The sequence below is a fragment of the Pedobacter sp. R-06 genome (assembly GCF_049913135.1).
Lineage (GTDB): Bacteria > Bacteroidota > Bacteroidia > Sphingobacteriales > Sphingobacteriaceae > Pedobacter.
This window is the reverse complement of record NZ_CP183977.1, coordinates 3414580-3425962: the sequence shown is the minus strand read 5'-3', so window position 1 is coordinate 3425962 and position 11383 is coordinate 3414580. Positions and strand designations below refer to the sequence as shown.

The window sequence follows — 11383 nt, the reverse complement described above, 5'->3', positions numbered from 1 at the left end:
AGATTGCGTATAGAGGTCTGCGTCCTTAAAAATTGTGTTTAAAAAAAACATTTTTTTGTTTTTAATCACCTTAGCCACCAAGGTCTGTGTCCTCACAGCCCTTTCTCATAAACCTTCTAGTTGTATTTTACCATATAAGGCATTTAAGGGGCATATAAGCCTACATCACCTAAGTCGCCAAGGTCTGTGTCTTCACAGCCCTTTCTCATAAACCCTCTAGTTATATTTACCATATAAGTCATTTAAGGGGCATATAAGCTTATATCACCTAAGTCGACAAGGTCTGTGTCCCGACAGGCATTTCGCATAAATTCTTTAGTTTGTTTTTACCATATAAGACATTTATAACCTTATATGTTCTTATATTCCTTATATGTTGAGATTGCGTATAGAGGTCTGCGTCCTTAAAAATTGTGTTTAAAAAAAGCATTTTTTGTTTGTAATCACCTTAGCCACCTAAGCTCACCTAAGTCGCCAAGGTCTGTGTCCCCACAGACCTTTCGTGTAAAACTCTTTAATTTATTTTACTATATAAGGCATTTATAACCTTTCGCATAAAGCTTTATGTTTGTATAGCCATTCAGGTGCCTGATTTTAGCCGCCCGTATCTTTACTCAGCGAATTCATATATTCCTGGGGAGTGACTTTAAAATATCGTAAGAAATTTTTATTAAATAAGCTTTGAGAGCTGTAACCCACCATCTTCGCAATTTCAAAAAAGCTGAATTCGTTCTGAGCAATCAGCTTGGTGGCTTTTTTAAGGCGGGTAACATCAATCAGTTCTTTTGGCGACAGGGCAGAAATCGCTTTTATTTTACGGTATAGGGTAGGGCGGCTCATGTGCATGTGCTCCGCAAGCTGATCGATATCCAGATAAGGATCCTGAATATTTTTACGTACATACTCATCCAGTCTTTTTAAAAATGCCTCTTCAATTTTTGAGTTTGCCACTACACGTACATCTTCGAAAGGCGCACTTGCAAAATGGGCTTTAATTTTTAAGCGGTTCTGGAGCAGGTTGGCCACCTGCACACGTAACAGCTGCGGCGAAAATGGTTTTTTGATATAAAGATCTGCCCCTACTTCCAAACCTTCAATATGTGCCTTATAGGTGTTTTTAGAGGTCAATAAGATAATGGGGATATGGCAATATTCTACGTTTGATTTGATCAGCCTGCAAAGCTCAAAACCATCAATGCCGGGCATCATAATATCGGAAATAATAAGATCTACGATTTCATTATCCAGAATTTCCTGCGCAACTTCTCCGTTAATTGCCAAATGCAATTTATAGATGTTCCCGAACACCTGTGTTAAAAACTCAAGAATATCTTCATTATCATCAATGATTAAAATACTGTCGGTCATATTATTTTATCTTTTTCCAACTACTCAATTTAAATTCAAATTTTTGATGTATAGGCAAAACCAATTCAAAAACCACTTTGTCAGCATCACCTTCCAATAACGTGAGTGAGCCGTTATGCAGTTCGGCCAACGATTTTGCCAGCGAAAGCCCAATGCCAGTGCCAGGTTTATCTTTGCCATATAACCTGAAAAACGGTTCGAAAATCTGCGCCCGGTATTGCTGTGGAATGCCTTTCCCATCATTGGCGAAAGTAACGTTAAAACGGCCCTTTGTTTCATCAGAAGTACTGAGCCGAACAATTACTTTGCTTGTTCCATATTTAATCGCATTTGAGATTAAATTGTTAAAAATCTTTATCAACGCCTCTCTATCGGCAAATGCAATGATGTGCGTTTTGGGCAGTTCAAGATCAAGCGAAATATTGCTTTTTTGAGCCTCCTGCTCAAAAGCATTCACTTGTTCTTTTAACAGGTTATTGATATCGGTATTGACGAAATTTAAGCCGAACTGGTGCATTTCTGTCTTGCGGAAATCAAGCAATTGATTGGTCAGTTTGGCCAGTCGGTTTGCATTTTTTTCGACCATGAGCAAACTGTTTTTTAGGGGCTGCTCCTTTGCCTCCTCCAGCATCATCTCAACAGGGCCTAAAATCAAGGTTAGCGGTGTTTGTATCTCATGCGCAATATTGGTGAAAAATTCGATCTTGGCCTGATAAATCTCTTTTTCCTTTTCGTGTTCGAATAACTGTAATTTATTGAGGTTTTTGCGTTCGATATAACGGTGATAATAGCGTATTGCGAGAAAAAGCCCGGTTGCGATCATCAACAGGTAACAAATGTATGCCGTAATACTTTTCCAAAATGGTGGAAGGATTTTAATAAAAAGGCGGCGCTCCTGTCCGGTCCAGCTGTCTATGTTGCTTTTTGCCCTCACCTGAAAAGTGTAACTACCTGGCGATAAATCTGTAAAATAAGCTTTTCTATTGTTGCTCAGGTAGGTTGTAGCCTGATCCAGGCCTTTCATTACATACTCATACCTGGTCACTTCGGGCGAGGAGTAGTTGAGTGTAGCAAATTCGATGCTGAAATTGTTCTGGTTGTGGGCAAGTACAATGGTGTCGGTATAAGAAATTGATTTGCTTAGCGGGCTATTTTCAACATTGGGAAGAACTTCCTTATTATTGATCTGGAACCCAGTGATAAAAGTAGGTGGTGCGGTATCTTTTTGCTCAAAATCTTTTGGATTAAAAGAAATCATTCCCCTTACTGATCCGAAATACATCCTGCCATTCGGATCTTTATAAGCAGAACTGAAGTTAAACTGATCGGTAATTAAACCATTTGATTTGGTGTAGATTTTAAACTTTTCAGTCTGCATATCAAAACAGATCAGGCCTTTAAGCGAGCTTATCCATAAATGTTTTGAGCTGTCTTCGAGCACACGGAACAGGATATTGGTAGGCAGGCCATTTTCAGTTGTGAATTTTTTCAAAACTTTCCTGTCCGGACTAAGCCTGATCAGGCCACCACCTTCAGTGGTAAACCACATGGCATGGTTGCTATCTTCCATAATGCCACATACCGGAAATTCATGAACGCGCTGTTTGCTAAGTTTGTCGCCAAAAGTAATGTTACCATGTTTACCGGTTTTAGGGTGGTAATAAAATGCTCCGCTTGATACGCTGCCCGTCCAGATATTACCAAACCTATCTTCCCAGATGTCGTAAACATAAGAATTTACGGGAATCTGTTGAATCCGTTTAAATGTTCTTTTCTTTTGATTAAAAACAAACAGGCCCGACCCCATATTATATCCCGTGCCCACATAAATCGTACTGTCTTTGGCAAGGTGGATAGAAAGCACAAAATCGCTCGTCTGTTCATTTTCTTCGCCAATGGTTTTAAAATGGTCTATAACTTTTCCCTTGTTGATGTCCATTATTTCCAAGCCATGTAAAAACGGGCCCACTAATAGTTGATTACCCAGGGCAAGTAAACCATGAATATTGGGGTAGGATAGGTTGCCTGCTTTACCATTGGCGGTATAATTGGTAAAAACTCCGGTTTTGGGGTTAAATTTGTTCACACCGGCATCTTCGGTACCAATCCATAAATTGCCTTTATTATCCGGACAGATCTCTCTTACGGCATTTCCTGAAATGGAATTGGTGCCCAGCAAGGGATAATATTTTTCAAAGCGTGCATTTTTTTTCGAGAAATAACTTAGTCCACCGAAATAAGTACCTGCCCACATTCCTCCCTGGTTATCTTTACAAACCGTATAAACGGCATTATCCGTAATAGCGTAAGGGTCGCCTGGCCGTTTACGCAAGTTAATGTTAACATTGGTGGCTAAATTGTAAATGTAAATGCCCGATTCGGTCGCAATCCAATATTCCTGGTTTTCACCCGCAGTAATATCACGTACATAAATATCGGTATTATCGTTATTTTTAAGAATCAATGATTTAATCGCGCCTGTTTTGGTATTGTAGCTTTTTAAGCCCTTTTTAAAGCATCCCACCAGTAGATTATTATTCCCTGTTGGAAATATTTTACTGATTGAACGAAGGTTAGCGGGTACATTTTGGCCGATTATTTTTACACTGGTTTTTGAGCCAGTCTGAGGATTGTAGGTTAACAGTTCCCCATTATCATTCCCAACCAGAATGTTCCTGTGTTCATCAATGGCTATGCAGGAGGCACTTATTCTTAGATCTATTACCCTGTTATCTTTCTGTATATATTTAAAAAGTACCCTGTTTGCTAAAAAGAAAAGGTTGTTTTGATAATCTACCAAAATAGAATTGATGTATTTTTTCATGCTGGGTGCGAGCGGGGTAAACACCTCTTTAACGGGGTCATATTTTAAAATACCGCGGCCCGTACCTACCCACAACATGCCCTTTTTATCTTCAGCAAGGCTAACAATAATGTTGTTGCCGATATTTCCGAATCTGCTTTTTTCGTTTTTAAAAGTTTTAAACGTATAACCGTCAAAACGGTTTAAACCTCCTCTGGTTCCCACCCAGATCATTCCTTTCTGATCTTGCATAACCGTATTTACCGAGTTATGGGCCAGGCCGTCATCAGCCTGGTATTGCTTAAAATAATAAGATTGCCCTTCGCAGGTACTAACTGCAAAACATGTACTCCATAACAAGAAAAATAATACCAACCGCATATTCAAGTTAATATCAAATATATGTAAATCGGATTGTTGTGTAACCTACTGTTTTGGTACCTGATGATCCAATTTTAAATAGTTGTTTTGTTGTAATCTGATTATCAGTTGTTTGTATGGTTTTTTGGGAGTGATTTGAGACATATCGACAAAAAGATGAACAAATTTTACAGGCATCATTCCTTTACTTTGATTGTAATTAACCAAATTAATAACCCTGCTGCAAATTTGTTCCATCGGCTTACCATGCCATTGCAGTTTTAGTATTTTTTATGAGAAATAAATTATTGATTCATTTGGCAGCCGCATTTGTGGTTTTAGCAGGTTCTTGTCAGAAAGGACCATCAAACGATAGGAACCACATCCAAAACAACGTTGGAAAATTAGCCACATTAAATGTAATTGCTGCTGCACCGCCTTTAGGCACCTTAATTGACGGGGCAATATATCGGATCCGAGGGATGTCATCCTTACCAGATGGGCCTGTGGTTGAGGTTACCGGTAACTCAACGGCAGAAAATGCGGCCATACAGCAATGGTCGTGGTTTCCTAATAATGGACAGAAATGGAAGCTGGTGAAAACAGATGCCACTTATTGCAAACTGATCAATATCACCAGCAATAAATGTTTAAAATCGCCTTCAACAACATCTGGCGCTATTTTACAACAAGGTATAGACGATGGCAGCGATGCGCAACAATGGGCTATCGATTATACAGGCAGCAATAATGTATTTACCTTAACCAACAAGGCTACCGGGATGAAAATGGCCGTTGATCCCGAAAGCAATACCCCTGGCGCTAAAATCAGGCAGAAAACTACGCTAACCGGTACGCAGGGGATGTTTAATTTTCATGATACCAATTTCCAGAATCCACTGATCAATGCGAGCAGGGCCGACCCCTATGTTGCACAAAAAGATGGCTATTATTATTTTATGTATACGCGGGGTAATAATATCGGGCTGAGAAAAACCAGATCGATGTCGTTGTTATCTACAGCAGTAGAAACTGTGGTGTGGACACCTCCGGCTGGTGCGGCTTATTCTTCCAATATCTGGGCGCCCGAATTACATTTCCTTTCTGGTAAATGGTACCTCTACTTTGCCGCAAATGATGGAGGCGACGTTACCCACCGCATGTTTGTGCTGGAAAACGCCAATGCCGACCCTACCACCGGTACATGGACTTTTAAAGGGAAAATAAGCGATCCGAGTGATCAATGGGCTATTGATGGTTCAGTATTAACCATAGGCACAACAAATTATTTTATTTGGTCGGGATGGGAAAATGTGGCCACCAAGTACAAACAGTATATCTACATTGCGCAGATGTCCAATCCGTGGACAATTAGTAGCGATAGGGTAAAAATATCATCGCCAACCAACAATTGGGAAAAATACGAACCAAGTGGTTCATTGGGGGCGGGTGTTAACGAAGGGCCGATCATGCTTAGAAAAGATGCCAACAGTCCGGTTTTTATTATTTATTCTGCCAGCAGGTACAGCAGCGATAATTATTGTTTGGCTCAGATACAGTTAAAAGATGGTGGCGACCCCATGGTGCCTGGTGATTGGATCAATAAAAAGCAGGTATTTGTTAAAAGCGATGCCAATGGAGTTTATGGACCAGGTCACAACGGTTTTTTTACCAGCAGTTATACCGATCCGAATGGCGTGATACATAGCGAAAACTGGTTTATTTACCATGCCCGTAGCGTTGCCAATACCACAAATGGATCCAGAACGCCGAGGATGCAAAAGTTAACCTGGAATGCAGACGGCTCACCAAATTTTGGAACTGCCCTGGCAACGGGGCTGAATATTCCGGTGCCTGTGGGCGAATGATGGGATTGTAGCTGTTTATAAGTGCTTAATGTGCTAAACCATCCGTATTAATTTGAGATAAAACGACAAAGGAATGAACAGTATTTGTAAACCGCATTTTTTTACTTTGATACCAGGAAACCAAATATAAAATCCTGCATACCGCTTTGCAAATTCTACTTAGCCAATTATGCCGATTTGCGATAAGGTTTCGCACATCCAATAATTTAACCAAATATGAAATATAGAATTCTACTCAAAGGAATTGTAACCGTAACTTTTTTGCAGGTCGTGATATTGGCCATTTCCACAACAGCGAACGCGGGCAATAATGCTGATGCAGCTGTGGTGCTGAATAAAAAACCTGGATTTACAAGCATAAGCCAGGCCGATATTAGCATAACCGGTAAAGTAACAGACGAAAAAACAAAATCGCCTATACCCGGGGTTTCAGTTAAGGTAAAAAATGGCACCACGACTGCTGTAACTGACGAAAATGGTTTGTACAAAATCAATGTACCCAATGAACAAACGGTTCTTTTGTTTTCTTATATCGGTTACGATGTAGAGGAAGTAACGGTAGGCAATCTTAAAAACATCAATGTGGTATTAAAATCTTCACAAGCCAACCTTGATGAGGTGGTGGTTGTGGGTTATGGTACCCAAAAGAAGGCCGATGTAACAGGATCGGTAGTGAGGGCTAATCTCGATGATTTTAGAAATGCACCCACCACAAACGTGGCCAACCTTTTACAGGGAACGGTTCCGGGTTTAAATGTGGGGCAGGTTAACCGCGCCGGCTCAACGCCAGGAATTAGCATTAGGGGGCAAAATACGCTGGGTGGGAACCAAAACGTACTGATTATTTTAGATGGCGTACAATACAATGGTTCATTAACTTCAATTAATCCTGATGATATTGCGTCGATAGATGTGCTAAAAGATGCAAGTGCTACAGCAGTGTATGGAGCACAGGCGGCAAATGGAGTTATCCTCATTACCAGTAGAAAAGGAGCTATTGGTAGAACCAGAATCTCTTTTTCTTCTCAGTATGCTACCCAAAAACCAAATATCGATTTAAAACCGATGGCCAGAGATGAATATTTGGATCATATTAAATATTTATACTACGACCAGGCCTTTCTTGCTCCTGATTTTACGCAACCAAATCCGGCATTCGATCTGGTAAGCAAAGTTGATGCATCGATGAAAGATGCGCAGGGAAACCTGCTGCCCAATGATTTTAGCTGGTATGATGAAGCTACCAAAACCGGCGCAATTGTGGATAACCAGCTTAGTGTTTCGGGCGGAACTGATAAGATCAATTACCTTTTATCGGGCAGTTTAACCAGAAATTCAGGATTTATCAAAAACGATGTTTTTAAAAGAAAAACCATCAGGGCAAACATCGAAACCAAAGCAACAGATTGGCTTACCATTGGCCTGCAATCGTTCGGGACTTTTGTGAATGAGGATGGGGTAGAGCCAAATTTCGTAGATATCAATTTAATGTCGCCCTTAATCCTTCCCTGGGATAATAATGGAAACCTGAAAATCAATCCTTTTAATACAAATGTAACCAATCCGCTGTTAAACTATCAGGCTGATGATTACGACCGCCACAACTATTTCTTTGCCAATGTTTACGGTAATGTACAGCTGCCTGTTAAGGGCTTGAGCTATAAAATTAGTTTTGGTAACAATTATCGTCTAGATTTTAAAAACATTTCAAATATGTATGATTCTAACCTTACCGGGCAGGCTTCAAAAGAAAATACCACTTATTACGATTATACCTTTGATAACCTTTTAACTTATAATAAAGTTATCGGTAAGCACAGCTTTACCGGAACTTTACTTTACGGTGCCATTGAACGCGATAACAGCTATACCAGGGCTTACTCAACAGGTTTTTCGAGGTTGACCCTTGGTTACGATAACCTACAGCAGGGCACTAACCGGTTTGCGATATCCAATGCATGGAAAGAAACCCTTAATTATCAGATGTTCCGTTTAAACTACAATTACGAAAGCAAGTACCTGTTTACCGGTACCATAAGGAGAGATGGCTTTTCTGGCTTTGCCGAAAATAATAAATATGGTGTTTTTCCATCCCTATCGGTAGGTTGGGATATTTCAAAAGAATCATTTTTTAAAGTAAACTGGGTTGATAACCTTAAGCTGAGGGTAGGTTATGGTGTGGCCGGGAACCAAACTTCCCGTTACTCATCATTGGCCGCTGTTGGTTTAGGGGTATCGTATGTTTTTGGCGATGGTGGTTCAACCCAACTGGGGCAGCAGGTTAATTCGCTGCCTAATCCCGACTTAAGATGGGAACGTACCACTGGTGCTAACCTCGGCCTCGAATTTAGTATCCTGAAGAACAGGTTATCGGGTGTAGTGGAGTATTACAATACGAAAACTACCGACCTGCTTTATTCTGTCAATATTCCGGTAATAACAGGTTTTAATAATTTCCTAACCAATATCGGACAGCTGAACAACAAAGGCATCGAGCTTTCTTTAAACTCAAAAAATATCAATAGTGGTGGATTTCAATGGAATTCTACATTGAGTTTTTCCCATAATACCAATAAAATAGTTAAGCTTTTGGGCGATCTTAATGGCGATGGAGTTGAAGATGATCTTCCGCAAAGTGGGCTTTTCGTTGGGCAGTCAACCGCGGTAATTTATGATTACCAGGTAAACGGGATTTACCAGATCGGCGAAAAGATACCTACAGGCTATTCACCGGGCACCTACCGCATTGTTGATCAGAATGGCGATGGGGTGATCAACGCCAGTGATCGGGCCATTTTGGGATCGTCTGCACCTGCGTACCGGTTGAGCCTGTTAAACAACTTTCAGTATAAGAACTTTACTTTGAGCATTTTCTTTAATTCTATTCAGGGCGGTTCAAAATCTTACCTCGCCGGCAATACGCCAAGACTCATCAGAGATGATAATGCCATCAGGAACAATTACCTGAGCGGGATAGATTTTTGGTCACCGGATAATCCAAATGGTAAATATCCGCGGTCATTTGTATCGGCTACGTTAAATCCGCTACTTTTCCAGAACCGCAGTTTCGTGCGTTTGCAGGATGTATCACTCTCTTATAAATTCAGCGGAAAACTGATCGAAAAGATGAAACTTCAGAACCTGAATGTGTTTGTAAGCGGACGCAACCTGGCCACCTGGACCAATTGGGAAGGCTGGGATCCGGAGACCAATCAGGGCCTCACGAATGATGGAAGACCTGTATTTAAAGGATATGCTGTGGGCTTAAATGTTACATTTTAAATTAAACCGATGAAAAAGATTACCTTCATTATAGTGGCTATTGCCATTTCATTTGTCTCCTGTAAAAGGGATTTTCTGGATGAAAAACCACTTGATTTCTTAATCACAGATAATGCTTATACCACCGCAAAGGATTACGAAGCGGCGTTGAATAATCAATATAACCGTGTAAGAAGCGAATTTTATAACAGTGGAGAACAACGTCCTTTCGATTATGTTTTTGGCTGCGACCTGGTTTTTGACGGTCAGCCGGCTACTACAAGGCATACCAATATGGTTGCTGCATATTCGCCCTTAAGTACAGAAATTCCGTTAATTCACTGGACTTCATTATACAAAATAGTGGCAGAATCGAACACCATTATCGATCGTATTCCGGGCTCGTCACTAACTCCTCCCGAAAAGATATTAATGGAAGCCAGGGCAAAATTTTTCAGGGGCCTGGCTTACCGTACGCTGGCCTATTTATACGGTGGTGTCCCCCTGAATACTACAGAGGCTGTTAATCCTAAAACAGATTATATAAGGGCCACTAAAATAGCTGTGCTTGAGCAGGCTATTAGCGACCTGAAATTTGCAGCAAGCAATCTTCCGTCCATTAACCTGGTACAGGATGGAGAAGTAAATAACCTGGCTGCCTATCATCTTTTGTCGGAAGTTTACCTGGCAGCAGGGCAGTTTCAGAACGCTGTAGATGCAGCAACAAGCGTGATCGGCAACCCGAATGTGGGTTTAATGACCAACAGGTTTGGGGTAAAATCAACAGATGCTACTAAAAATGTGTATTGGGATCTTTTTCAAAGGGGCAACCAGAACAGGAAAAACGGAACCAACAGGGAAGCCCTATGGGTAATCCAGTTTGAAACTGATGTGCCGGGCGGTGGGGCAGTTTCTACAGGCATTGGTGGTTCTTACCAGATGGAAAGGCATTTTGCGCCGCAATTTCTCACTTTCAGGCTCGCTGGCAGCAGTGTTCAACCGTTTTTGTACCCAATCAGCGATTATACGGGTGGCAGGGGAATTGGTTGGGCAATACCCACCAAATATTTTTCGGACGTCATCTGGCAGAGCGATTTTAATAACGACCTTAGAAATGCGCCCTTTAATTTTGTGCGCGAATTTAAAGTAACCAATCCTGCACACCCACGTTTCGGACAAACCATATCTACCATCAACCCACCTGCGGGTATAACCGTGCCAAGAAGAGATTTCTATGCTTTTCAATCAAAAGTAACCACACCAGGCGATCATCCTGATGGCATGTTCCAGGATAAATCGCAGCTGTTGCTTAAAGCAAGCGCAGGCGGAACTTATGCTGATCAGTATATGTTCCGGTTGGCAGAAACATATCTGTTAAGAGCCGAAGCTTACCTGGGTTTAAACCAGCTGGATAAAGCAGCTGCAGATATTAATGTAGTACGCAGCAGATCAAATGCATCGGCTGTATTGCCGGCTAATGTAAATATCGATTATATTTTGGACGAGCGTATGCGCGAACTCGGCTCCGAAGAAAAAAGACGGATTACCTTGATGAGGCTGGGCTTGGTTTACGATCGCGTAAAAAAATGTAATCCTTATTATAACGATGTTTTAACAACCTATAACCTCTGGCCAATCCCTGCTTCCGAAATCGAGCGAAATAATGGTGCAAAATTGGAACAAAACCCAGGTTATTAATCGCAGGCTAAACTACCATGCAAAT

The 11383-nt window shown here is 41.0% G+C and carries 5 protein-coding genes; 3 read left to right on the top strand and 2 right to left on the bottom strand.

Annotated elements, in window-relative coordinates; genetic code table 11:
* Positions 1–594 precede the first annotated feature (594 nt).
* Both ACN9MR_RS13920 and ACN9MR_RS13915 read right to left on the bottom strand, forming a co-directional pair.
* Positions 595–1368 carry a response regulator transcription factor gene (locus ACN9MR_RS13920; protein WP_426324440.1) on the bottom strand — a complete coding sequence of 258 codons (774 nt, stop codon included), beginning with the start codon at positions 1366–1368 and terminating at the stop codon, positions 595–597.
* 1 nt (position 1369) lies between these two features.
* Positions 1370–4552, bottom strand: a complete 3183-nt coding sequence (locus tag ACN9MR_RS13915) for a ligand-binding sensor domain-containing protein (RefSeq protein ID WP_426324438.1) — start codon at positions 4550–4552, stop codon at positions 1370–1372.
* Positions 4553–4824: 272 nt separating this feature from the next.
* Here ACN9MR_RS13915 and ACN9MR_RS13910 point away from each other — a divergent pair, with 272 nt between their 5' ends.
* From ACN9MR_RS13910 to ACN9MR_RS13900, 3 genes are all read left to right on the top strand, one after another.
* Positions 4825–6399 (top strand): family 43 glycosylhydrolase, encoded by a 1575-nt coding sequence (locus ACN9MR_RS13910; protein ID WP_426324436.1) that lies wholly within the window; start codon positions 4825–4827, stop codon positions 6397–6399.
* 216 nt (positions 6400–6615) lie between these two features.
* Entirely contained in the window at positions 6616–9681 is a 3066-nt protein-coding gene (locus ACN9MR_RS13905; protein WP_426324434.1) for a SusC/RagA family TonB-linked outer membrane protein, read from the top strand.
* Between the two features lie 9 nt (positions 9682–9690).
* The gene (locus ACN9MR_RS13900) at positions 9691–11358 is read left to right on the top strand and encodes a RagB/SusD family nutrient uptake outer membrane protein (RefSeq protein WP_426324432.1); all 1668 of its coding nucleotides are present in this window, start codon (positions 9691–9693) and stop codon (positions 11356–11358) included.
* Positions 11359–11383: the final 25 nt, after the last annotated feature.

Coding starts and splice junctions, on each gene's coding strand:
- ACN9MR_RS13920 (WP_426324440.1), bottom strand. CDS start 1,368: ATGACCGACAGTATTTTAATCATTGATGATAATGAAGATATTCTTGAG.
- ACN9MR_RS13915 (WP_426324438.1), bottom strand. CDS start 4,552: ATGCGGTTGGTATTATTTTTCTTGTTATGGAGTACATGTTTTGCAGTT.
- ACN9MR_RS13910 (WP_426324436.1), top strand. CDS start 4,825: ATGAGAAATAAATTATTGATTCATTTGGCAGCCGCATTTGTGGTTTTA.
- ACN9MR_RS13905 (WP_426324434.1), top strand. CDS start 6,616: ATGAAATATAGAATTCTACTCAAAGGAATTGTAACCGTAACTTTTTTG.
- ACN9MR_RS13900 (WP_426324432.1), top strand. CDS start 9,691: ATGAAAAAGATTACCTTCATTATAGTGGCTATTGCCATTTCATTTGTC.